Annotated in this window: 25 protein-coding genes; 8 read left to right on the top strand and 17 right to left on the bottom strand. The window is 69.6% G+C overall.

Annotated features, from left to right (window positions below; translation table 11 throughout):
* Positions 1-92: 92 nt before the first annotated feature.
* The 5 genes from SNE35_RS20970 to SNE35_RS20990 form a co-directional block, all read right to left on the bottom strand.
* Entirely contained in the window at positions 93-1,982 is a 1,890-nt protein-coding gene (locus SNE35_RS20970; RefSeq protein ID WP_320424969.1) for a sigma-54-dependent Fis family transcriptional regulator, read from the bottom strand.
* Positions 1,897-2,520: a hypothetical protein gene (locus SNE35_RS20975; protein ID WP_320424970.1), complete on the bottom strand. Its 624-nt coding sequence runs from the start codon at positions 2,518-2,520 to the stop codon at positions 1,897-1,899. The genes SNE35_RS20970 and SNE35_RS20975 overlap by 86 nt, the downstream gene beginning before the upstream one ends.
* 13 nt (positions 2,521-2,533) lie before the next feature.
* A complete protein-coding gene (locus SNE35_RS20980; protein WP_320424971.1) occupies positions 2,534-3,283 on the bottom strand; it encodes a DUF899 domain-containing protein in 750 nt (249 codons plus the stop codon).
* 96 nt (positions 3,284-3,379) lie between these two features.
* On the bottom strand, positions 3,380-4,030 hold the full coding sequence (locus tag SNE35_RS20985; protein ID WP_320424972.1) for a Vgb family protein: 651 nt from the start codon (positions 4,028-4,030) through the stop codon (positions 3,380-3,382).
* 34 nt (positions 4,031-4,064) lie between these two features.
* Positions 4,065-5,279, bottom strand: a complete 1,215-nt coding sequence (locus SNE35_RS20990) for a helix-turn-helix domain-containing protein (protein ID WP_320424973.1) — start codon at positions 5,277-5,279, stop codon at positions 4,065-4,067.
* Between the two features lie 151 nt (positions 5,280-5,430).
* Between SNE35_RS20990 and SNE35_RS20995 the strand changes: the two genes are divergently transcribed.
* On the top strand, positions 5,431-5,766 hold the full coding sequence (locus SNE35_RS20995; RefSeq protein WP_320424974.1) for a PspC domain-containing protein: 336 nt from the start codon (positions 5,431-5,433) through the stop codon (positions 5,764-5,766).
* 7 nt (positions 5,767-5,773) lie between these two features.
* On the opposite strand, the gene SNE35_RS21000 is transcribed toward SNE35_RS20995, so the two are convergent.
* From SNE35_RS21000 to SNE35_RS21010, 3 genes are all read right to left on the bottom strand, one after another.
* Entirely contained in the window at positions 5,774-6,352 is a 579-nt protein-coding gene (locus SNE35_RS21000) for a L,D-transpeptidase (RefSeq protein ID WP_320424975.1), read from the bottom strand.
* A gap of 264 nt (positions 6,353-6,616) precedes the next feature.
* A complete protein-coding gene (locus SNE35_RS21005; protein WP_320424976.1) occupies positions 6,617-7,471 on the bottom strand; it encodes a hypothetical protein in 855 nt (284 codons plus the stop codon).
* A gap of 68 nt (positions 7,472-7,539) precedes the next feature.
* Positions 7,540-7,971, bottom strand: a complete 432-nt coding sequence (locus SNE35_RS21010; RefSeq protein WP_320424977.1) for a hypothetical protein — start codon at positions 7,969-7,971, stop codon at positions 7,540-7,542.
* A 189-nt stretch (positions 7,972-8,160) separates the two neighbouring features.
* On the opposite strand from SNE35_RS21010, the gene SNE35_RS21015 reads away from it, so the two are divergent.
* From SNE35_RS21015 to SNE35_RS21030, 4 genes are read left to right on the top strand one after another with little or no spacing between them, the layout of a single operon-like run.
* Positions 8,161-9,315 carry an ABC transporter permease gene (locus tag SNE35_RS21015; protein ID WP_320424978.1) on the top strand — a complete coding sequence of 385 codons (1,155 nt, stop codon included), beginning with the start codon at positions 8,161-8,163 and terminating at the stop codon, positions 9,313-9,315.
* On the top strand, positions 9,312-10,115 hold the full coding sequence (locus SNE35_RS21020) for an ABC transporter ATP-binding protein (protein ID WP_320424979.1): 804 nt from the start codon (positions 9,312-9,314) through the stop codon (positions 10,113-10,115). The genes SNE35_RS21015 and SNE35_RS21020 overlap by 4 nt, the downstream gene beginning before the upstream one ends.
* Positions 10,116-10,130: 15 nt before the next feature.
* Positions 10,131-11,132, top strand: coding sequence for an MlaD family protein (locus SNE35_RS21025; RefSeq protein WP_320424980.1), 1,002 nt, complete (start codon positions 10,131-10,133; stop codon positions 11,130-11,132).
* A gap of 1 nt (position 11,133) precedes the next feature.
* Complete coding sequence (locus tag SNE35_RS21030) at positions 11,134-11,673, top strand: ABC-type transport auxiliary lipoprotein family protein (protein ID WP_320424981.1); 540 nt, start codon at positions 11,134-11,136, stop codon at positions 11,671-11,673.
* Here SNE35_RS21030 and SNE35_RS21035 read toward each other — a convergent pair.
* The 3 genes from SNE35_RS21035 to SNE35_RS21045 all read right to left on the bottom strand — a co-directional run bounded on the left by SNE35_RS21035 (position 11,640) and on the right by SNE35_RS21045 (position 15,771).
* A complete protein-coding gene (locus SNE35_RS21035; protein WP_320424982.1) occupies positions 11,640-12,557 on the bottom strand; it encodes a J domain-containing protein in 918 nt (305 codons plus the stop codon). The genes SNE35_RS21030 and SNE35_RS21035 overlap by 34 nt on opposite strands.
* Before the next feature lie 58 nt (positions 12,558-12,615).
* Positions 12,616-13,479 carry a J domain-containing protein gene (locus SNE35_RS21040; RefSeq protein WP_320424983.1) on the bottom strand — a complete coding sequence of 288 codons (864 nt, stop codon included), beginning with the start codon at positions 13,477-13,479 and terminating at the stop codon, positions 12,616-12,618.
* Positions 13,480-13,587: 108 nt separating this feature from the next.
* Positions 13,588-15,771, bottom strand: a complete 2,184-nt coding sequence (locus SNE35_RS21045; RefSeq protein WP_320424984.1) for a sodium-translocating pyrophosphatase — start codon at positions 15,769-15,771, stop codon at positions 13,588-13,590.
* Between the two features lie 178 nt (positions 15,772-15,949).
* Here SNE35_RS21045 and ppa point away from each other — a divergent pair, with 178 nt between their 5' ends.
* The gene (ppa, locus tag SNE35_RS21050; RefSeq protein ID WP_320424985.1) at positions 15,950-16,492 is read left to right on the top strand and encodes an inorganic diphosphatase; all 543 of its coding nucleotides are present in this window, start codon (positions 15,950-15,952) and stop codon (positions 16,490-16,492) included.
* A gap of 7 nt (positions 16,493-16,499) precedes the next feature.
* Here the strand turns inward: ppa and SNE35_RS21055 are convergent, their stop codons facing one another.
* Positions 16,500-17,651, bottom strand: coding sequence for a GNAT family N-acetyltransferase (locus SNE35_RS21055; RefSeq protein ID WP_320424987.1), 1,152 nt, complete (start codon positions 17,649-17,651; stop codon positions 16,500-16,502).
* 22 nt (positions 17,652-17,673) lie between these two features.
* Here SNE35_RS21055 and SNE35_RS21060 point away from each other — a divergent pair, with 22 nt between their 5' ends.
* Positions 17,674-19,668 (top strand): NAD(+) synthase, encoded by a 1,995-nt coding sequence (locus SNE35_RS21060; protein ID WP_320424988.1) that lies wholly within the window; start codon positions 17,674-17,676, stop codon positions 19,666-19,668.
* A 61-nt stretch (positions 19,669-19,729) separates the two neighbouring features.
* The gene (locus tag SNE35_RS21065; protein WP_320424989.1) at positions 19,730-20,068 is read left to right on the top strand and encodes a P-II family nitrogen regulator; all 339 of its coding nucleotides are present in this window, start codon (positions 19,730-19,732) and stop codon (positions 20,066-20,068) included.
* Between the two features lie 51 nt (positions 20,069-20,119).
* Here SNE35_RS21065 and SNE35_RS21070 read toward each other — a convergent pair whose 3' ends face one another.
* Genes SNE35_RS21070 through SNE35_RS21090 form a run of 5 tightly spaced genes read right to left on the bottom strand, consistent with a single transcriptional unit; the run spans position 20,120 to position 22,941 of the window.
* A complete protein-coding gene (locus tag SNE35_RS21070; protein WP_431312774.1) occupies positions 20,120-20,512 on the bottom strand; it encodes a diacylglycerol kinase in 393 nt (130 codons plus the stop codon).
* Positions 20,512-21,030, bottom strand: a complete 519-nt coding sequence (locus SNE35_RS21075; protein ID WP_320424991.1) for an RDD family protein — start codon at positions 21,028-21,030, stop codon at positions 20,512-20,514. Before SNE35_RS21075 ends, SNE35_RS21070 begins: the two co-directional genes overlap by 1 nt.
* Positions 21,031-21,078: 48 nt before the next feature.
* The gene (locus SNE35_RS21080) at positions 21,079-21,879 is read right to left on the bottom strand and encodes a DUF3106 domain-containing protein (RefSeq protein ID WP_320424992.1); all 801 of its coding nucleotides are present in this window, start codon (positions 21,877-21,879) and stop codon (positions 21,079-21,081) included.
* A gap of 40 nt (positions 21,880-21,919) precedes the next feature.
* The gene (locus SNE35_RS21085; RefSeq protein ID WP_320424993.1) at positions 21,920-22,378 is read right to left on the bottom strand and encodes a DUF3619 family protein; all 459 of its coding nucleotides are present in this window, start codon (positions 22,376-22,378) and stop codon (positions 21,920-21,922) included.
* A complete protein-coding gene (locus tag SNE35_RS21090) occupies positions 22,375-22,941 on the bottom strand; it encodes an RNA polymerase sigma factor (protein ID WP_320424994.1) in 567 nt (188 codons plus the stop codon). The genes SNE35_RS21085 and SNE35_RS21090 overlap by 4 nt, the downstream gene beginning before the upstream one ends.
* Positions 22,942-22,992 lie beyond the last annotated feature (51 nt).

The following is a 22,992-nucleotide window of genomic DNA, read 5'->3' on the forward strand; positions in this document are numbered from 1 at the left end:
CGGCACGGAAGATCAAGGACTTGCAGCGGCCTTGCGGTGTCTCGCCGCGGCAGCTGTCACATCGGGGCGTGTGACAGGTGTCACTGCTGATGTCACTGCTGATTTGGCGCCACCAGTCCGGCCCGCTTCATCCGCCGGTACACGGTCATCCGCGCGACGCCGAGCCGGCGGGCGGCGAGGCTGACGCTCCAGTGCGCGGCCTTCAGCTCCTGCAGCAGCGCATCGTCCGCGGGATCGGCCGGGTGCTCGGTGGCGGCGCGCGGCGGGCCGGCCAGCTCGGGCAGATCCATCGGCCCGATGGCCCCGCCTTCCGCCATCGCGGCGGCGCAGTCGAGCACGTTGCGCAGCTCGCGCAGGTTGCCGGGCCAGGCGTGGGCGAGCAGCCGCGCGCGGGCTTCCGGCAGCAGGGTGCAGCCCGCGGGTAGCAGCCGGTCGATCAGCGCCGCCAGGTCGCTGCGTTCGCGCAGCGGCGGCAGGGCGAAGTGCGCGCCGTTGATGCGGTAGTAGAGGTCGTCGCGGAAGCGGCCGGCGCGTACCAGGGCCTCCAGCGGCGCATGGGTGGCGGCGATCACGCGCAGGTTGACCGGCAGCGGCCGCGTCGCGCCGACCGGCAGTACCTCGCGCTCGGACAGCACGCGCAGCAGCCGCGCCTGCAGCGCCAGCGGCATGTCGCCGATCTCGTCGAGGAACAGCGTGCCGCCGTCGGCCTCCGTGATCAGCCCGCGCTTGCCGCGCGTGGCCGCGCCGCTGAACGAGCCGGGCAGGTGGCCGAACAGCTCGCTTTCGATCAGGTGCTCCGGGATCGCCGCGCAGTTCACCGCGACGAAGGGCTGCGCGCGGCGCTCGCTGCTGGCGTGCACGGCCTTGGCGAAATACTCCTTGCCTGAGCCGGTCTCGCCGGTCACCAAGAGGCTCACCGGCGAGTTGACCAGGCGCGCGGCCCGCTCGATCTGGCGATCGAGCGCCGCGTCGCCCGCCGACAGCGCTGCCAGCGGCGCAGGCACCGGCGCGCGCTGTTGCGAGCCGTTGTGCTGCGGCATCGGCCGGGGCGGCGCCGCGGACAGGAACAGCAGCTCTCTGCCGCCGCGGCGGCGCACCGCTTGTGGTGCCGCATGGGCCGCGGCCACCAGGCGGCCGATCTGGTCGAAGCGGGCCTCCAGCAGTTCGTCGAAACGCTGGCCCAGCAACGGGCCGCTTCCCGCGCGGGGCAGCGCCTGCTGCGCGCGGCGGTTGTGGCCGATCACGCGGCCTTGGCCGTCCAGGGCCACCAGGAACTCGGGGCTGACATCGAGGAACTGCGGCGCGCCGGAGAGCCGCAGCACCCAGTCGTGCCGGTGCCGCTGCAGGAAGGCGGCGTTCTCGATGTGCTGCGCATACATCGTCACCAGTTGCAATGCCAGCGCCTGGCTCTCCTTGGGCGCGGGCGAGCTCAGCGCGCTGATGTCCAGCACCGCGCACAGCTCGCCGCGGGAATCGTGGATCGGGCTGGTGGTGCAGGTCAGCGGGATGTGGGTGGCGTCGAAGTGGTCGTCGAGGTGGACCGACAGCGCCTCGCCGGTGCTGATGCAGGTGCCCACGCCGCAGGTGCCGGCGTGGCGCTCGCTCCAGTCCGCGCCGAGGTAGAGGCCCGCCTTGCGCAGCAGCGGGTCCATCCGCAGGTCGCCGATGAAGTCGACGGTGATGCCGCGCGCATCGGTCAGCAGCACCACGTAGCCGAGGCCGGCGACCTGCTTGTACAGCGTCTCCAGCCCGTGCCGCGCGATGTGCAGGAAGGACTCCATCGAGTCCTGATGCTCGCGCAGCTGGCTGCGCGGCAGGATCACCGCCTCCTGCATCCGCGTCGGGTCGAGCTGGTGCTGGTGCACGCAGCGGTGCCAGGAGTCGCGGATCACCTGCTCATGCCGGCGCGCCGCCGCGGCCTGCACGCCCAGGTCGGCGACCTGCATCACGGTGGCGATGTGCTCGCGTTGGGCAGCTTGCATCGGCGGACTCCTGCTCGGCAGCGGCGCGCTGCGCCGGAACCGGGACGATGGACGCCGGCCGGGAGGCTGTCAGCAGGGTTTTCCCGAGACCAGCGGCAGTGCCGGCCACCGCGGCCGCCACCAGCATCGCCGCCATGTGCAGCGCCACGGCCGCCAGCACCATCGGCCAGGATCCGCCGGCAACGATCTCGCGCGCCGGCGTGCCGGCCAGGCACAGCGGCAGCAATGCCGGCACCAGCATCATCCCGACGCCATGGAAGGTAGAAACCACGAAGGACCACAGCGCCAGCGCGCCACGGTGCCGGGCCAGCAGCGCCACGACGAACAGCGCGGCGGCGAGGGCCAGCAGCCATTCGCGCTGCACGCCCATCACCATCGCCGCAGCCACCGCCGGCAGCGCGGCGGCGTGCCCGGCGGCGATGTGCGTGAGTCCGCGCAAGACCTGGCCCCGCACAAGCACCGGCCAGCCGCAGGCCGGGTTGAGCCCGTGCAAGGCGCCCAGGCCGGCCAGTGCCAGCCATGGCCACACGCCTGCCATCGCGGTATGCCGTTCAGCGGCCGCAGCACGAGCCGGCCGCGGGCTGCGCCGGGGCGGCCTCGTCGTAACGGTCGTGATGCCGCACCCATTCCATGCCGTACCCCAGCCGGTCTTCGTCGCGGCCCTGGGGCACGAGATCCAGCAGCTGGTAGGTGCCCATCATCACCTCGACCCCGCGGCCGTAGCACGAGTACGTGTGGAAGACCTCGCCGCTGGCCTCGTCCCTGTAGAACACGCTGATGCCGGGCGCCTCCTCGTGCGGGAAGGGCTGCATCCGGTAGTTGTAGGCGACCTCGCCGGTGCTCATCTGCGCGCCGCTGAAGCTGACGCCGAAGTCCGCGTTGAAGTCGCTGCCGTGCGAGGAGGCCCAGTTGAAGCGCCAGCCCATGCGTTGGCGGAAGCGCTCGATCTCGGCCAGCGGTGCGCGCGAGATCGCGGTGAAGGCGACGTCGCGCTGGGCCAGGTGAACGAGCATGGGGTCCGTGTGGTCGGCCATGAAGGAGCAGCTCTTGCAGCCTTGCTCCCAGCCCGGCGCGAACATGAAGTGCTGGACGAGCAACTGGCGCTTGCCCTGGAACAGCTCGGCCAGCGTGCGCGGGCCCTGCGGCGTGTCGAACCGATAGTGCTTGGGCATGCGCAGCCAGGGCAGGGCGCGGCGCTCGCGGGCGACCTCGTCGTGCAGGCGGGTCAGTTCCTTCTCGCGTGCCAGCAGCTGCAGGCGTTGGGCGAGCCATTGCTCTTGGTTGGCGATGCGTGCATTCATGGTGAAAGGCTCCATCAGGTTGAACGAGGACGAGCGCGGCCACGCCGCGTGCGTGCGGACGGGAAATGGATGAGGAGAAAAGTTGGCGGGCGGCGCTCAGGCCGCGGCCTTGGGCCGCCGCACCGCGCGGACCTTGCCGCTGGTGCCGCCGCCGGCGTAGAACAGGTCGGCGCCGTCGGACTCGAGGCCGCTGACGCCGGTGTCGGCCGGCATCTGCAACTGCTCGATCAGCGCGCCGCTGGCCGGGTCGATGCGGCAGATCTCGCTCGCGTCGGCCTCCCAGGTGCCGTGCCAGAGCTGGCCGTCCACCCAGGTGACGCCGGTGACGAAGCGCTTGGTCTCGATCGTGCGGATCAGCGCGCCGCTGTCGGGGTCGATCTGGTGGATCTTGCGTGCGCGGTACTCGCCGACCCAGAGGCTGCCCTCGGCCCAGGCGAGGCCCGAGTCGCCGCCCTTGCCGGGCGCGGGAATGGAGGCCAGCACGGTGCCGCTTGCCGGGTCGATCTTGTCGATGCGGGACTCGGCGATCTGCCACAGGTGCTTGCCATCGAAGGCGGTGCCGGCATGGCTGGCGCAATCGAGGCTGCGCGTGGCCTCGCCGCTGGCGGGATCGAAGGCCACGAGCCGCGGGCCGGTGGCGACCCAGACGCGCTCGCCGTCATGGGTGACGCCGTTGACCTTGTCCACGCCGGGCAGGGCGTACTCGCGAACGATCTCGGCGGGGCGGGTGGCGGGCTGGGTGTTCATCGACGGGGCTCCTGGCGTTGGCATGGAAGCGACTCTAGTCAGACGGCAGCGCAGCGGGGAGTAACAAGATCGTCGTGAATCCGATCAGCGGCGCGCTGAGCCAGCGGTGCGCCCGCGCGCGGCCGATCGCGCGCACGCGACCCTCCGCCTGCAGCTCGGCCAGCGCGCGCTGCACGGTGCGCTGGCTGTCGCCCAGGGCCAGCGCCAGCGCCGAGGTGGACCAGGCGGCGCCGTCCGCCAGCAGCGCCTGCAGCGCGGCCTGCTCGCCATCGATCGGCGGCTCCAGCAGCACGGCTTCCTGCGCCGGGGCCAACGGCTTCAGCGCGAAGCCGCGGGCTGTCGCCTCGATCGTCGCCATGCAGCGGATCAGCGCGCGCAGCCGGCCGATTTCCACGCGCAAGCGCGCGCGATGGGTCTCGTCGGGATGGCGGGTGCGGAACACCTCGGCGATCAGCGCCTCGCGCTCGGCACCGTCGGGGCCCGCTTCAGCCAGCGCGCGGGCCAGCGCGAACAGCAGGGGCCGGCGCGCCAGCGACACCCACTGCGAGCCGTTGCCGATGCCGCGCCGGCAGGCGTCGACGACCAGCGCGCCGGACGAGAGCAGGGCCTCGATCTCGACCAGCCGCAGCGCCTGCCCTCCGCTTCGGGCCGCGGGTCGCTCCAGCATGGCGCGGGCCTCCTCGACCTCGGCCTGCAAGGCGGGCACGCCGGAGCGCAGCGCGGCGGCGTGGGCGCGGGCCAGCGCCGTGAGTGCCCGGCCGGTGTCCAGCGAGCGCAGGGCCAGCTCGGCCTCCGCCAGCGCGCCGACGGCAGCTAGCGCGGGCGGCGCAGCAGCCAGGTCCAGAGAAGCCAGCAGGGCCGCCGCCTCGGCCAGCCGGCCGATCAGCAAGAGCCGCCGCAGCTCGACGAGGCGCGCATGCAGCGCGTTCGCATGGTCGCCGTGCGAGCGCAGTGTTTGCACGGCTGCGGCGAGCGTGCGCGGTGCTGCACCGAGCTCGCGGGTCGCCAGCGCGATCTCGGCCTCGGCGACGATACAGCGCGCGCGAGCCAGCGATTCGTGGCTGTTGCCAAATCCGCGGGCCGCGCGGCGCAACAGCTCGCGTGCGCGGCCGTGCTCGCCCAGCTGCGCCATCGCAATGCCGCGCAGGGCCAGCGCGGGCGGATCCTCACGCAGCGCGACGCGCTTCAGCGCGCCTAGCGGATCGCCGGCAGCGAGGGCAAGGGCGGCGGCGCCGATCAGCGAGTCCATGGGCCGCGAGCATAGGGCCTGTCAACAGCGTATCGGGTGCAGGCGCGCCCTGTGCCCCGCTTGCGACGCCCCGTCGCAGCTGGCTCGCCGCACGGAGGCCGCGAACTTATGCTGCGTCCATCGCATCAACTCTTCACGAGGAAAGAAGACCATGTCCCACGCCGACGAACTCAACAAGCTGGCCGACCTGCACGCCCGCGGCGCGCTGTCCGACGACGAGTACGCCCGTGCGAAAGAGCGGGTGCTGAACGGCCCTTCGACGGCCGGCACTTACAGCGGAAGCAGCAGTGGCGACGGCATGGACGCGGTGAACTCGCTGCGCCGCAGCCGCGACGATCGCTGGATCGGCGGCGTCTGCGGCGGTATCGGTCGCACGACCGGCATGGCGTCCTGGATCTGGCGCCTGCTGTTCACGCTGCTGGTGCTGTGCGCGGGCTCCGGCGTGCTGCTCTACGTCCTGCTCTGGATCTTCGTGCCCGAAGAGTGAAGCGGGCTCAGGAGGGCTGCGCGGCGCTGGCAGTGAGGGTGGTGGTGGCCAGCGCGCCGCCTTCCTCCGGCAGCACGTATACGACGCCACGCTGGCTGCCCAGCGTCGGCGCGATCACGGTGTCGTAGAAGGCGGGCTCGACAACGATGCAGCCCAGTGAGATGCGGCGGTCGTCGGGGTTGGCCGAGACCAGGCGTTCCGGGCGGCGCTGCGAAGCGGGCGCCGGGCGCAAGCGGTGGATGGCCACGGCAGCGCCGTAGTCCACCCAGACGATGGCCTCGCCATGGATGTTGTGGCCGGGCTCGGAATCGAAGCGGCCGGCCGGCGTGGTGCGCTCGGCCAGCGGGATGCCGGTGCTGACCTTCTGAGCCACGCCCGGCGCGGAACCGTCGCCCTTGGCCAGGCCTAGCAGCGAAGCGGCCGAGCCGACCAGGCGACCGGCGCCGTTGAAAACGTAGATGTGAGCGTTCTTCTTGTCGACGACGGCGAAGGGACGCCCCTTCGTATCGCCGGTCGTGAACGCCCATTCCGCCGTTCGGCGTGCGTCCATCGACGAAGGCTGGCCGACGAAGTCGACCTTCAGCATCGTTGCCGCCGGAGGGGCCGCGTATGCCGTGGCCGTCAGGCCAAGCAAGCCCCACACGAGCGCTCCCGCGCCCACAAGTCGCCGTCCCCAAAACATCAGTCCGCCGCTCCAACAACAAACAACCCACGGCCCGGCTCGACACGGCAGACCGACTACTGGGGAATGCTATTGGTGTGGGAATGTAATAGATGAGCGAAAAAACGCACTTAGCCACGGCTTAATCGGCCGTGGCAAGTGTGAGGGATTTGGCGCTTGGATAACGTGTTACGTCATCTGACTGGGGCCGGTCAGGGCGGGGAAGACCTGATCCAGCTTCTTGACCTCCGGAAGAACGTAGACGATGCCGCCCTGGCGGCGGAAGTTGGGCCACAGCACCTGCTCGAAGAACTCGGGCGGCATGTTGATGCAGCCGTAGCTGATGCGGCGGATCTTGGCGTCGGTGGACTTCAGTCGCTCGGCGCGGTGCTCGGCCGGGTTCGTCAGGCGCACGCGGTGCATCGAGACGGCGGCTTCGTAGTCGACCCAGACGACGTCTTCAGGAACCGCGTTGCGGCCCGGCTCGGCGCGGAAACGGCCGGCCGGCGTCGTGCGCTCCCAGGGCTTCACCTGGGCGATGGGCCGCTTGCCGATGCCCGGCACCGTGTCGTCGCCGGCGGCGTAGCCGAGCAGCACGTTGCTGGCGCCGATCAGGTGGCCGCTCGGCGCGAACACGTAGACCTTGGCATTGCGCTTGTCGAGGATGACGAAGTTCAGGGCGCCGTTGTCGCCGTTCGAGACGACCCATTCGGCCAGGCGCTGCGCGTCGGCGGAGGGCGTCTCGCCCGAGAAATCGAGCTTGCGGACCATCGCGGGAGCCGCGTTGCTGCTGGCCAGTCGCGTCGCGTGATGCGTCGCAGCCGGCGGGGTATGAAGCGCTGCCGCCACCGGGCGGTGCGGGTGCAGCAGCTGCTGGATCACGGACGGCTGTCCGGTCCGCAGCGGCAGCACCAGCACCGCGACGGTGGAGGCGACGAGCATGCCTTGCAGGAAGGCATGCGCGCGGTCAGCGTTGCGCTGGTACCAGCCATTGACATGGCCGTACAGGCGCTCATGCAGTTGGGGCAGGATGGGAACGCTCATTTCTGTCTATTGCTCGTGGCGTTGTCCAAGTCGGTCGATCTGCCTTCTCAACGCAGGATCGGTGACGCTTAGTTGCGGTCCGCTTGCGGAGCGCGCTCGGTCATCACGCCGGTGTCGGTCGAGGCCGGGGCAGTCGACGTGCCTGCTGCCGTGTTGTCGGTCGACAGGCTGCTGTTGTCGGTGGCGGTGCTGCTGGCGGCGGACTGGTCAGCCGGCGCGGCAGGAGCTGCGGCCGGATCGGGGGTCGGTTGCTGTTGCTGATCCATCGTCGACGGCTGCGTCGTGTCGGTGGCGGCCTGGTTGGCGGTGTCGGGCGTGCGCCAGTCGTTCGTGGCGGTCGATCCGTCGCTCACGGCCTGCTGGGCATCCTTCTGCTGTTCCTGGGCGGGGGCGTTCGGATCGAGCGACTGCGTGCTGGTGTCATTGGTCTGCGCATAGGCGAAGCCGAGTGCGCTCACCAGGGCGATCGCGGCGGCGGCGGTGGAAATGTGCTTCTTCATCTCTGTGCTCCTTGACGTTGCTTCCCCGGTTGCGGGGCCGCGAGGTTGAAACCGGAAAAGAGGTCACCGGTTGGGAATAACTCTAAAACTCGACGGGATCCAAAGAGGTCGGTGCGCGTCGCAGCGCGCCGTAGGACAAGGGCTGCTACCAAAGGTAACGACGCTGAGACCTCGGCTATGCTGCCGCGCATGCAAGGCACGACGCCGCCCACGCTTGCGATAGAAGAAAACCAATCCGCGACCGGCGTGGCCTGCGTGCGGCCGCTGGGTGAATGGACGGTGCTGCCGCTGGGCGGCCTGTTCGAGATCCTGGCCGCCCGCGCCGCCGAGCTGGCGCACAGCGAGCGGCACTGCTGGGATCTGCGCGGTCTGGAGCGGCTGGACAGCGCCGGCGCGCTGCTGCTGTGGCAGGCCTGGGGCCGCCGCCGGCCGGCGCAGCTGCAGTGGCTGCCGGAGCATGAGTTCCTGTTCGAGCAACTGAGCACGCCGACCCCTGCGGGGCCGGCGCCCGGCGCGTCCCAGATGTTCGGCGGGCGCAGCGCCGCGGCTGCGCGCCGCGGGCCGCTGCGCGAAGGCCTGTCGATCGTGACGGACCACCTGCTCGGCGCGACGCAGTTGCTGGGCCAGCTGATGCTGGACCTGCGCACGATCGGCCGTCGTCCGGGCCTGATCGCCTGGCGTGACATCTCCGCCCAGATCTACCGCGCCGGCGCCCAGGCGCTGGGCATCACGGCGCTGGTGGGCTTCCTGGTGGGCATCACGCTGTCCTACTTGACCTCGCGCCAGCTGCAGGCCTTCGGCGCGGACATCTTCGTCATCAACATCCTCGGCCTGTCGGTCTGGCGGGAGCTGGGGCCGCTGCTGGCGGCGATCCTGGTGGCCGGCCGCAGCGGCTCGGCGATGACGGCGCAGTTCGGTGCGATGCGGGTCACGCAGGAGCTTGACGCGCTGTCGGTGATGGGCATCTCGCACACGATCCGGCTGGTGCTGCCCAAGCTGGTGGCGCTGGCGGTCTCGATGCCGCTGATCGTCGTCTGGACCAGCAGCATGATCCTGCTGGGCGGCGCGGTGGCGGCGCGGGCGACCTTGGGCCTGGCCTACGTGCAGTTCCTGCAGGGGCTGCCAGCGGTGGTGCCGGTGGAGAACCTGTGGCTGGGCCTGTCCAAGTCGGTCGTGTTCGGCCTGCTGATCGCCTTCGTGGCCAGCCACTTCGGCCTGCGGATCAAACCCAATAGCGAGAGCCTGGGCTCCGGCGTGACGCAGGCGGTGGTCAGCTCGATCACGCTGGTGATCGTCGTCGATGCGATCTTCGCGGTGGTGTTCTCGGGCGTGGGGCTGGGATGAACGAGGGTTTGCCGATCATCGACGTGCAGCGTGTGACGACGGTGCTCGGCCGCGTCGTCATTCACCGCCAGCTGAGCCTGCAGGTGAAGGCGGGCGAGGTGATGGCCATCATCGGCGGCTCCGGCAGCGGCAAGACCACCTTGCTGCGCCTGATGCTGGGGCTGGAGCGACCGGTGGCGGGCCGGGTGAAGGTGTTCGGCCACGAGCTGGCCGACGGCGAGCCCGAGGTGCTGGCCCGCGTGCGCAACCGCTGGGGCGTGCTGTTCCAGCAGGGTGCGCTGTTCTCGTCGCTGAACGTGTTCGAGAACGTCGCGCTGCCGTTGCGCGAGCTGAAGAACGTGCCGGCCGCAATGATCGGCGAGCTGGTGATGCACAAGCTGGAGCAGGTGGGCCTGCAGGCGGCCGATGCGCGCAAGCGGCCCGCGGAGTTGTCCGGCGGCATGATCAAGCGGGTGGCGCTGGCGCGCGCGCTGATCCTGGACCCGCCGCTGCTGTTCCTGGACGAGCCGACCGCCGGCCTGGACCCCGCCAGCAGCAAGCAGTTCGTGCGCCTGATCGAAGGTCTGCGCGACGAGATGAAGCTCACCGTCGTGATGGTGACGCACGACGTGGACACCCTGTTCGCGCTGGCCGACCGCGTCGCCGCGCTGGCCGACCGGCGCCTGGTGGCGGTGGGGCCGGTGGCCGAGGTGGCGGTCGTCGAGCATCCGTTCATCCGCGATTTCTTCCTCGGCCACCAGGCACGCTGGGACGAGGAAAGCCTGCGCCTGTTCCGCCAGAGCCTGCGGGACTGTGCCTAGAAAGAGGGAAGTCAAATGGAAAGCCGTTCACATGCACTCGTCACCGGCGCCTTCGTGCTGCTGCTGGGGCTGGCCCTGCTCGTTGTCGTGGCCTGGTTCCGCAACGACGATGGCGATACGGTCGGCTACACGGTGGTCTCGCAGACCGGCGTCTCGGGCCTCAACGTCAAGGCGGCGGTGAAGCTGCGCGGCGTGCCGGTGGGCAAGGTGTCGTCGATCGTGTTCGACCCCAAGCAGCCGCGGCAGATCCTCGTGGGCATCGATGTGGACAAGAACGCGCCGGTCACCGCCCTGATGAGCGCGCGGCTGGGCTACCAGGGCATCACCGGCTTGGCCTTCGTCGACCTGGTGGACGAGACGCCGCCGAACGTGGCTGGATCGCCGCGCGACCCGGAGGCGCGGATCGAGCTGAAGCCCTCGCTGATCGACCAGCTCGCCAACGGCGGGCCGCGCCTCCTGGCCGGCGTGAACGACGTGACGCAGCGGATGTCGCGCCTGCTGGGCGACGACAACCAGCAGGCGCTGTCGCAGACCTTGCGCCAGATGGGCGAGGCCTCGGGCCAGGTGGCGCAACTGGTGCAGGAATTGCGCCCGGCGGCGCAGGCGCTGCAGCCGCTGGCGCTGCAGGCGGGGCGCGAGATGCAGCGGGCCGATGCGCTGCTGCAGGGCGCGCAGCAGACCCTGCAGAAGTTCGATGGCCTGGCTTCCGAATCGACCCTGCTGGCCCAGGACCTGCGCAGCCGCGCCGCCACCCTGGATCGCCTGACGGCCGCCGCCGAGCAGTTGCAGACGACGACGCAGCGGCTGGAGCTGGCCCTGGTCGGCGCGGACCGGCCACGCCCGCTGCCGCTGGTAGACCGGCTGGGCAACGCGGCGCAGGCGATGCAGGGCGCGGCGGCCAACGTCGGTGCGTTGGCCGAACAGCCGCAGAGCCTGCTGCTGGGGCGGCAGCCGGGGCCGCCGGGGCCCGGCGAGGCCGGGTTCGACGCACGCAGCGACATCACCAAGGGCCGCTGAAATGAAGCCATATCTCTCCTTCTGCCTTGCCCTCGTTCTCGTTGCCTGCGCCAGCTCCCAGCCGGCGCCGGTGGTCTTCGACCTCGGCATCGCGCCGGCCGCCGCGCCGGCCCGGCCGGTCAACGTCCAGCTGCTGGACGTGGCCGCGCCGCCGTGGCTGGCGGGGCCAGGTCTTGCCTACCGGCTCGACTACAGCGAGCCGCTGCGCCGCCAGGTTTACCGCGACAGCCGCTGGGCGGCACCCCCGGCCGAACTGCTGGCGGAGCGGCTGCGCCAGCGCGCGGCCGCCTCGGGTGGTGTGGGCAAGCCGGTGCTGCTGCGGCTGGAGCTGGAGGAGTTCGGCCAAGTGTTCGACGCGCCCGGCAAGAGCCGCGTGCTGCTGCGCCTGCGCGCCTGGCGCGAAGGGCAGCCGGCGCCGCGGGTCTTCGCCGCCGATCTGCCGGCGGCCAGCGCGGACGCAGCCGGCGCGGCACAGGCGCTCGCCCGCGCGGCCGACTCCGTCGTCGATCAGCTGCTGGCCTGGGCCGCCACGCCGCCCTGAACCTGAGCCGGCGCGATCACGCCCTGCCGGTGCAGGAAGGCGCGTGTGAGGCTGGACTCGGGCTTCAGACGCTGGCTGATGTAGAGCTCCTTGCGGCGCTCGTCGATCTGGCGACCCAGCTCGGTGGCCTTCAGCTGCAGCGGGTCGAGCCCGCGCGCCTCGGCCTGCGAGACGGACTGCCAGAGCTTGTGCATGGCCTGCGTGGCGAGCGCGGCGCGGGCGTCGTTGACGAGGCGCAGCCGCGCCTGCACCAGCTGCTCGCAGTGCGCCAGCCAGTTGCGCAGCGCCTCGGCATTGCCGCCGGTCACCTGGGCCGCAGGCTCGCCGGCGGCCAGCAGCATCGCCTCGATGCGCCAGCGCTCGCCGGCCGCGTAGGCGGCGTTCAGCTTCATCATCTGCTGCTCGCGTGCGGCGCGCAGCCGCTCATCCGGGCCGGCGCGATCCGGGTGGATGCGCATCGCGGCGCGCCGGTACAGCATCTTCAAGGTCGGCGGCGCCCACTGCGCGATGTCGGCACCGATGGGTACCGGTGGCAGCGGCGCGGGCGGCGGCAGGCCTTCGAAGCGCGCCTGATGGCCGGCGCTCGGCTCGCGGGCCTGCGGCAAGGTCGAGCGCGGCGCTTCGTGGGGCGTCTGCGCGAGCAGCAGGCCGCGCTCGCGCAGCAGCGCGATCAGGTCCTGCGTGGTGCGGTGCAACTGCGCATCCAGCGAGCCGAGTTCCTTGTAGAGCGGGCCGAGGCGGCTCAGGTAGCGCTCGGCAAAGGCCTGGACGTGGCGGCGCCGCTCGTTGAACTCGTGCTCCTGCCCGTCGAGGTAGCGGCGCAGATCGGCGAGCGCCGCATGGCGGCGTTCGAGATCGCGACGGGTGATCGGCGGGGCTTGCATGGGCGCCTATTCTGCGCCGGTCGCGGCGAAGGCAAAGCACCGAACTGAAGGGGAAAGCTCAGTGAATGGGATAGCCGTCCGCCCGGCGTTCCAGCTCGTGCAGGAACTGGCGCGCAAGGTCGGACTCGGGCTGCAGGCGCTGGCCGATGTAGACCTGCTGGCGGCGCTCGGCGATCTGCGAGCGCAGGCGGCTGGCCATCACGTCCAGCGGATCCAGGCCGCGCGCTTCGGCGCGGACGATGGCATGACCCAGCTCGCGCATCGGGTGCAGGTTCAGCAGCGCCAGGTGGGCCTGGACGACCCTGAGCCGGCCCTGCGCGGCGAACTCGCTGCGGATCAGCCAGTGGCGGATCGCGTCGGCATTGCCGCCGCGAACCTTGACAGGGTCTTCGCCGGCGGCCAGCAGCAGGCGCTCCAGCTCGGCGCGGTCGCCATGGGCGTAGGCCTGGTTGGCAGCCATCATCTGCTGCTCGCGTTCGCGGCGCGAGCGCTCGTCGGCGGCGAGGTCGGGGTGCAGGCGCTTGGCAGCGCGGCGGTACAGCGTCTTCAGCGGCGGCGGGCCCAGCTCGATCACGCCGCCGGGCGGCTCCGACGGCTGCGGCGCACCGGCCGGCAGCCGCGGCAGCGGGGCGATGTCGGTGGCCTTGGGCGCGCGCGGGATGCGGGCATCGATGCCACTGCGGCGCAGGCCTTCGGCCAGTTCGGAGGTGGTGCGGTGCAGCTGCGACTGCAGCGCGTCCAACTCCATGTAGAGCGGGGCGAGCTGGCCGACGTAGCGGTCGATGAAGCGCTGGATCTCTTCGCGCAGCGCCGTGAACTCGGCTTCCTGGGCGAGCAGATGGCGCTGCAGCGCGGCGAGGGCGTTGCGACGCTGCTCGAAGTCGTGCCGGGTGATCGCATTGTTCGCGCCGCTGCCGTCCATGGGCCTATTGTGGGGCCGGCGCAAGACGTCCAGAAGTAGGAACAGCCCGCAAGCGGGCTGTCTTTTGTGAGCTCGTGTGTGAGCTGGGGTGTCAGCTCAAATGAACAGTTATTGCGATGCGGCGCTGGCGGCGACATCGGCCGGGGCCGCGACGGGGTCGCTGGCCACCGGCATGGCTTCCGAAGCGGCCGGCGCCACGACCGGGACCGGCTCGGCCGGCTTCATGCTGGCCGCTGGCGCCGACAGCAGCGGCACGATTAGCAGCGCGACGATGTTGATGATCTTGATCAGCGGGTTGACGGCCGGGCCGGCGGTGTCCTTGTACGGGTCTCCCACGGTGTCGCCGGTGACCGCGGCCTTGTGGGCTTCGGAGCCCTTGCCGCCGTGGTGGTCGTCCTCGATGTACTTCTTGGCGTTGTCCCAGGCGCCGCCGCCGGTGCACATCGAGATGGCGACGAACAGGCCGGTCACGATCGTGCCCATCAGCAGGCCGCCGAGGGCCGCCGGGCCGAGGATCAGGCCGACCAGGATCGGCACGATCACTGGCAGCAGCGAGGGAATGATCATTTCCTTGATCGCGGCGGTGGTCAGCATGTCGACCGCGGTGCCGTACTCGGGCTTGGCCGTGCCTTCCATGATGCCCTTGATGGTGGCGAACTGGCGCCGCACCTCGACGACCACCGAGCCGGCGGCGCGGCCCACGGCCTCCATCGCCATCGCGCCGAACAGGTAGGGAATCAGGCCGCCGATGAAGAGGCCGATGATGACCTTCGGGTCGCTGAGGTTGAAGTCGATGTGCAGGCCGCGCGACTCGAGCGAGTGCGTGTAGTCGGCGAACAGCACCAGGGCCGCGAGGCCGGCGGAGCCGATCGCGTAGCCCTTGGTGACGGCCTTGGTCGTGTTGCCCACGGCGTCCAGCGGGTCGGTGACGGCGCGCACGCTGTCGGGCAGCTCGGACATCTCGGCGATGCCGCCGGCGTTGTCGGTGATCGGGCCGTAGGCGTCCAGCGCGACGACGATGCCGGCCATGCTCAGCATCGAGGTGGCGGCCACGGCGATGCCGAACAGGCCGCCCAGCGCGTAGGAACTCCAGATCGCCAGACACACGCAGAGCACCGGCCAGGCAGTGGACTTCATCGAGACGCCGAGGCCCGCGATGATGTTGGTGCCGTGGCCGGTTGTGGAGGCCTGGGCAATGTGCTGCACCGGCTTGTACTGCGTGCCGGTGTAGTACTCGGTGATCCAGACCAGCAGCGCCGTCAGTACCAGGCCGATCGCGCAGTCGCCGAACAGCGCCATCGCCGAGACGGTGCCGCCCGTGTTCAGCACGGCGCCCTCGGGGAACATCTTCATCGTGACGAAGTAGAACGCGATCAGCGAGAGCACGCCGGCGACGGCCAGGCCCTTGTAGAGCGCCGGCATCACGTTGGTCATGCCGGGCGTGGCCTTGACGAAGCTGCAGCCGATGATCGAGCAGAGGATGGACACGCCGCCCAGCACCAGCGGGTAGACGACCGCGTTGACCGTGGCGCCGCCGATCATCAGCGCGGCCAGCGCCATCGTGGCGATCAGCGTCACGGCGTAGGTCTCGAACAGGTCGGCCGCCATGCCGGCACAGTCGCCGACGTTGTCGCCCACGTTGTCGGCGATCACGGCGGGGTTGCGCGGATCATCCTCGGGGATGCCGGCCTCGACCTTGCCGACCAGGTCGGCGCCGACGTCGGCGCCCTTGGTGAAGATGCCGCCGCCCAGCCGCGCGAAGATCGAGATCAGCGAGGAGCCGAAGGCGAAGCCCAGCAGCGGCTTCAGCGAGGCGCTGTCCACATGCTGCCCGCCGCCGGAGAGCTGCCAGAAGAAGATGCCCACGCCCAGCAGGCCCAGGCCGACGACCAGCATGCCGGTGATGGCGCCGCCCTTGAAGGCGACGGCCAGCGCCGGGGCCATGCCTTGCGTGGCGGCCTGCGCGGTGCGGACGTTGGCCTTGACGGACACGTTCATGCCGATGAAGCCACAGGCGCCGGAGAGCACGGCGCCGATGACGAAGCCGACGGCGGTGGTGAGATCCAGCGCGACGGCGATGGCGATCGCGAGCACGACGCCGACGATGCCGATCGTCTTGTACTGCCGGGCCAGATAGGCGGCCGCGCCCTGCTGGATGGCGGAGGCGATCTCCTGCATGCGGGCATTGCCCGCGTTCTGGCTCAGGATCCAGCTTCGCTGGATGAAGCCATACGCGACCGCGGCTAAGCCGCAAGCCAGCGCGAAGTACAGCGCTACGTCCGTCGACAACATGTACGAGTCTCCTGTTGTATCTGCCGTTTGTAAGAGCCCAGGGCCTTCAACCAACATCCACAAGCCCGCAGGCGCCGGGTGATGCTACGGGAAGGCGCCATTCCCCGGTGTTGCGGGCGGTGGGTGTTTACCCGGCCGGTAGAATCCCGGCTTATTTCGCCCCTACTCGAAGCAATCCATGAGCCTGCATCACGTCACGCCCGGCGCCAAGGCGCCCGAAGCCTTCAACGTCGTCATCGAGATCCCGATGAACGCGGATCCGATCAAGTACGAGGTGGACAAGGAAAGCGGCGCGCTGTTCGTCGACCGCTTCATGACCACGGCGATGCACTACCCGTGCAACTACGGCTATGTGCCGCAGACGCTGTCGGACGACGGTGACCCGGTGGACGTGCTGGTGATCACGCCGTTCCCGCTGTCGCCGGGCGTCGTCGTGACCTGCCGCGCGATCGGCATGCTGAAGATGACGGACGAAGCCGGCGGCGACGCCAAGCTGCTGGCCGTGCCGACCACCAAGATCCTGCCGATCTACGACCACTGGCAGAAGCCCGAAGACATCAACCAGATGCGCCTGAAGGCGATCCAGCATTTCTTCGAGCACTACAAGGACCTGGAAGCGGGCAAGTGGGTGAAGGTCGAGGGCTGGGTCGGCCCCGACGAAGCGAAGGCCGAGATCGTCTCAGGCATCGCCGCCTACAAGGCCGCCCAGGCGAGCAAGTAAGCGCTTCTTATCCCGCCTTGAACGGCTGGTGCTCCGCCAGCTCGTTCACGTAGGCGCGCATGCCCTGACCCTCGCGAGCGAGGAAATCGGCCACCGCGTCGCGGAAATCCGGGTGCGCGAGCCAGTGGCTCGAATGCGTGCTCACCGGCAGCAGGCCGCGGGCCATCTTGTGCTCGCCCTGCGCGCCGCCTTCGAAGCGCCGGAAGCCCTGTTCGATGCACCAGGTCAGCGGCTGGTAGTAGCAGGCGTCAAAGTGCAGGCAGGGCACGTGCTCCACGGCGCCCCAGTAGCGGCCATAGGCCTCGCCGCGCTCCATGTCCACCACGATCAGTGAGGCGGCGATGCGCTCGTCGCCCCGCTTGGCGACGAACAGCAGCCAGTTGTCGGGCATCGTCGCGGCGACGCGGCGGAAGAAATCGCGCGTCAGGTAGGGCGTGCTGTGGTGGGCGCGGTAGGTCAGCGTGTAGCAGCGATAGAAGAAGTCCCAGTCGGTTTCGGTGATCTGGCCGCCTTGGCGAGCCTCGAACACGACGCCGGCGTCGCGGACCTTGCGCTGCTCCTGCTGGATCTTCTTGCGCTTCTCGCGCTGCATCGAGGCGAGGAAAGCCTCGAACGAGGACGGCTCGCCCGTGCCCTGCCAATGGAACTGCACGCCGCTGCGGGCCATCCAGCCTTGTCGTGCGGCGGCGGCCTGGTCGGCCTCGTCGCCGAACAACAGGTGGGCGGAGGACAGGTTCTGCTGCTCGGCCAGCGCCTGCAACCCCTGTGCGAGCAGCGCGCGTGAGGCGTCGTCCTTGGCCAGCAGGCGGCTGCCGGGCACCGGCGTGAAGGGCACGGCGACAAGCAGCTTCGGGTAGTAGTCGAGGCCGTGGCGCCGGTAGGCGTCGGCCCAGGCCCAGTCGAACACGTACTCCCCGTAGCTGTGGGTCTTCAGGTAGGCGGGGCAGGCTGCGAGCAGTTGCTGTTGCCGCTCGCCGTCCCACACGCTCAAGAAGAGCGGCTGCCAGCCGGTGTCGGCGACGGCGGACTCGGAGTCGTGTAGGGCCGCGAGGTACTCGTGCCGCATGAAGGGCGTGGGGTGGGCCGAGTTCGCCAGCAGGGCGTTCCACGCTTCGGGCGCCAGGGCGGCGGGGCTGTCGTCAATGCGGAGGATGGGCATGGGTCTTCATTTTGATGGCAGGATGACATCCATGCATTTCGACAACCTTTACACCCACGACTTCGCGCGAATCGCCGTGGGCATGCCGCTGTGCCGGGTCGCCGATCCGGCTTTCAATGGCGAGCAGACGCAGGCCTTGTTCGCCGAGGCCGCGGCGGCCGGGGCGGCGCTGGTGGCCTTCCCGGAACTGGGCCTGTCGGCCTACACCTGCGACGACCTGTTCCATCAGCGCGCGCTGCAGGAGGGCTGCGAGGCAGCGCTGGCCGGATTGCTGAAGGCATCGCAGACGCTGCCGACGATGGCCATTGTCGGCATACCGCTGCTGGTCGAGCATCGGCTGTTCAACTGCGCCGTGGTGCTGCAGCGCGGCCGCATCCTCGGCGTCGTGCCCAAGACCTACCTGCCGAACTACGGCGAGTTCTACGAGGCGCGGCAATTCGGCTCGGGCGAAGAGGCGCTCGGGGTCAGCTCGGTTTCGCTGTTAGGCCAGCAGGTGCCCTTCGGCAGCCGGCAGATCTTCGCGGCGGACGACCTGCCGCTGCTGCGCGTCCATGTGGAGATCTGCGAGGACGTCTGGACGCCGATTCCGCCTTCGTCCTTCGCCGCGCTGGCGGGGGCGACGGTGCTGGTGAACCTGTCGGCGTCCAACGTCGTCGTCGGCAAGGCCGGGTATCGGCGGCAACTGGTGTCGCAGCAGTCGGCGCGTTGTCTGGCGGCCTATGTCTACTCCTCGGCGGGGCCGGGCGAATCGACGACGGACCTGGCCTGGGACGGCCAGGCCCTGGTCTGCGAGAACGGCGAGCTGCTGGCCGAGTCCGCACGCTTCCAGCGCCGCTCGCAGCTGATCACCGCGGATGTGGATCTGGAGCGGCTGGCCCACGAGCGCACGCGGCAGACGAGCTTCGGGCAGTCGGTGCGTCTGCATGCGGCGGCGGTGAAGGAGTTCCGCCAGGTCGGCTTCGAATTGAAGCTGGACCGCAGTGGGCCGCTGGCGCTGCAACGTCGCGTCGAGCGTTTTCCGTACGTGCCGACCGACCGCAGCCGCCGTGACGAACGCTGCGAGGAGGTCTACAACATCCAGGTGCAAGGGCTGGTGCAGCGGCTGGCTTCGAGCGGTATCCAGAAGCTGGTGGTGGGCATCTCCGGCGGGCTCGATTCGACGCACGCGCTGCTGGTGGCTGCCCGGGCGATGGACCAGCTCGGCCTGCCGCGCGCCAACATCCTCGGCTTCACGATGCCCGGCTACGCGACCAGCACGCGCACGCGCGACCAGGCACTGCGGCTGATGCGGGCGGTGGGCTGCACGGCTGCCGAGATCGACATCCGCCCGAGCTGCGAGCAGATGCTGCGCGACCTGGGCCATCCCTTCGTCGACGGCAAGCCGCAGTACGACATCACCTTCGAGAACGTGCAGGCCGGCGAGCGCACGAGCCACCTGTTCCGCCTCGCCAACTTCCATCACGGGCTGGTGCTGGGCACCGGCGACCTCAGCGAGCTGGCGCTGGGCTGGTGCACCTACGGGGTCGGCGACCACATGTCGCACTACAACGTGAATGCCAGCGTGCCCAAGACGCTGATCCAGTACCTCGTGCGCTGGGTGGCCGAGACGCAGCAGCTCGGCGGCGTCGATTCGCAGGTGCTGATCGACGTGCTGGAGACCGAGATCAGCCCTGAGCTTGTGCCGGGCTCGATGCAGAGCACCGAGGCCAGCATCGGGCCCTATGCCCTGCAGGATTTCAACCTGTTCTACACGCTGCGCCACGGCTACGCGCCGCGCAAGATCGCCTTTCTGCAGCGCCACGCTTGGGAAGGGGAGCAGGCATTGACCGAGATCAAGCGCGTTCTGCGCGTCTTCGTGCAACGCTTCTTCAAGGGCAGCCAGTTCAAGCGCTCCTGCGTGCCGAATGCACCCAAGGTGGGCAGCGGCGGCTCGCTGTCGCCACGCGGCGACTGGCGTGCGCCGAGCGACTCGGAAAACGCGGTCTGGCTGGCCGATCTTGATCGCATCCCGGACTGAGTCCGCGGAAAAGATTCGTGCTTAAATCGCCGCCAACCCCATCTCTACGGAGCAGCACCCCATGAAGCAGATCACCGCCATCATCAAGCCCTTCAAGCTGGACGAAGTCCGCGAATCGCTGGCCGAGGTGGGCGCCTCGGGCCTGACGGTCACCGAGGTCAAAGGCTTCGGCCGCCAGAAGGGCCACACCGAGCTGTACCGCGGCGCGGAGTACGTGGTGGACTTCCTGCCGAAGGTGAAGGTGGAGGTGGTGGTGCGCGACGATGAGGTCGACCGCTGCATCGACGCCATCCTGAAGGCCGCCAAGACCGGCAAGATCGGCGACGGCAAGATCTTCGTCACCTCGGTCGACCATGTGGTGCGCATCCGCACCGGTGAGACGGACGAAGCGGCGGTTTGAGCCCGTCGTCGCGTTAACGGAAAAGGCCGCTCACGCGGCCTTTTTCAATGGTCAGAGCCAGAAGCGGTGCACGACCGCAGCAATCCAGATACCCCCCGCCAGCAGCAACGCGAGCATGACGGCGGCGCTGCCCAGGTCCTTGGCGTGCTTGGACAGGTCATGCAGGTCGAAGGAGATGCGATCGATGGCGGCCTCGATCGCGGAGTTCAGCAGTTCGACGATCAGCACGACGAGCAGCGAGCCGATCAGCAGCGCGGTCTCGACCCAGCTTTGCCCGACCCAGAAGGCCAGCGGCGTGCCGATGATCGCGAGCCAGGTTTCCTGGCGGAAGGCGCTTTCGCCACGGTAGGCGGCGCGCAGGCCGGCGGCCGAGAAGCCGGCGGCGGCGCGGATGCGGGCCAGGCCGGTGCGGCTCTTGTGCGGGTTGTTCGTCGTTGTCGTCATCATGCGGGCTTGCCTGCCGTCTTGGGGGCGGGCACGTAAGTGACCAGCATTGTCCTGCACAGCAGGTCATGCAGGAATTGATGGCCGGGCAGGACGAGCGCCAGCATGGCGTAACCGAGCAGGCTCAGGACGCCGACGCACGCGATCGCGCCGAAGCCCAGGCCGTGCTTGAGCATCTGCGAGGCGGCGGTGAGCGGCAGCAGCCACCACGCGTAGCTCAGCACATGGCGGGCGAGCGCCTGCGGCACGCCCAGCTTGGCGCCGTCTGCGCGAACGAGGCGGATGTGCCAGGTCTTCATGGCCAAGGTCTGACCGCTGCGGGTCCAGAAATAGACGAAGTACGCGGCAAAGGCGCAGGCCAGCGCGGCGATCAGCCCGGCTCGGTGTTCCATCGCGTTGCGCTGCTGGACCAGAGGCGAGTAGACGAGGCCGGTGATCACGGCAACGCCGAACAGCAGGATGCCTTCATAGAGGAAGGCGGCCAGGCGTCGGGCCAGGCCGGGCACGGGGACGGTCATTTGCGCGGAAGGGAAAAAGCGACGAAGCCGGGAGTCTAGCCAGAGCGGCTAGCGCTCGCCGCGCCGGCGGGGCAGCAGCGTCTTCGGATCGACCAACTCAGGGTCGGCGAAGACCTTGGTCTGGCCTGCCATCTGGTGGCGGGGCCGGATGCCGGTCTCGGTGATCAGCACGGTGCTGGCGCCGGGCTTGGCCTGCAGCACGGATGGCGCCACCGGCTTGACCGGCAGCGCCTTGGTCACCGGCGGAACCAGATTGGATTTGGCCAGCGACTCCGGGCCCGCGCTGCCCGACTTCGGCGCGCGCTGCTTGCGTCTGGCCTTCTCGGCCAATTCCTCGCGCTGCTCGGGTGTCAGCGCCTGGTAGGCCTCCCACTTGGCGCGGCGCTCGTCGGCGCGGATCTGCTGCGCGACTTGGTAACCGAGCCGGGCCTGCTGGCGCTCGGCCGGGCTCAGTCGCGCCCAGGCACGCATGCGCTCGTGCATCCGGTTCTGTTCCTCGGGCGGCAGGGTCGGGAAGCGCTGGGCGATCTCCAGCCACTTGCTGCGGCGCGCGGGATCAAGGCCGTCCCAGTCGCGCTCCAGCGGCGCCAGCGCCCACTTCTGGTAGAGGGCGAGGTTCTTCCAGGCGGGCGGGTCGGAAGCGATGGAGGGCAGCGGCGTTGGCAGCAGGCCGGTGGCCGGCTGAGGTGCGGCTGCGGGAGGAGCGGACGCTGGCGCCGGCGGCGCAACCGGCGCGGATTCAACGACCGCCGAGGCGGCCGTGTCAGCCTGCGCGCGCGCAGCCAGCGGCACGGCGGTCAGCCCGAGAAACAGCAGGGCGGCAGCGTAGAGGGTGGTTTTGATCGACAAGCAGGAAAGGTCGGGACGGGACCGGGTCATGCGGCTCCCGTCATTCTTGCTCATCGCTGAGGTATTCGGAGAAGCCCGGATCGCTGTAGGCGGCCGGCGGCAGGTTGTCGGACAGCAACGCGGTATCGATCTCGGCGGCGGCGGCCACCTGCTGGTGCCACTGGCCGTACTGGATCGTCAGCAGGCCGCCCACCAGCAGCAGCAGCGGCATCAGCGAGGCGAACTTGAACCAGCGCGAGGATCCGCCGGTGCCGCCCAGCGCCAGGGCCATGCCCGAGCGCATCACCTGCGGCTTGGCCGTGGCGGTCGCGGCCTGAACCTTGCGAGCAGCCTGGGCCTTCAACAGCGCTTGTTCGCGGGCGAAGCGCAGGCGTTCACTCACATCGCCGGACAGCGACTGGCTGTGCTCCGTCAAGCCGGCAGACACACGCAGGCCGAACCGGGTCACCCGGGCGTCCAGTTCCGAACCGAAATGCGTCTTGTGCTGCTGCTTGTTCATAGCGTGATTCCCTTGGCCTTCAGCGACTTCGCCAGTGCGTGAACGGCGCGGGAGCAGTGTGTCTTCACACTGCCCTCCGAGCAACCCATCACCGATGCGGTCTCTGCGACATCCAACTCCTCCCAGTAACGCAGGAGGAAGGCTTCCCGTTGACGGGCCGGCAACTGTTCCACTTCGCTCTCGATCATTTGCAAGATCTGCGCCCGGGAAACCTCGTCCGCGGCGCTCAGCGCGCCCAGGGCGCCGTCCTGCGATTCGAGCATTTCCAGCAGATCGAAGTCGCCGTCCGGATCGCTCGATTCGAAGTCCGACATGTTCTGCATGACGGCATTGCGCGTCTTCCTGCGCCGAAACCAGTCCATCGTCGTGTTGGACAGGATGCGCTGGAACAGCAGCGGGAGCTCTGCGGCGGGGCGGTCGAAGTAGTTCTCGGCCAGCTTGATCATCGAGTCCTGCACGATGTCGAGCGCACCATCCTCGTCCCGCACGAGGTAGGCGGTCCGCTTGAAGGCGCGTTTGTCGACGCTGCGCAGAAAGTCGTTGAGTTCTTTATCGGAGGCCAAGGAACAGGCGGGGCAGCGCCCGCGACGGCAAAAGAGCGTTAATTATCGCAT

It is taken from the genome of Roseateles agri (assembly GCF_034043675.1).
Lineage (GTDB): Bacteria > Pseudomonadota > Gammaproteobacteria > Burkholderiales > Burkholderiaceae_C > KK5.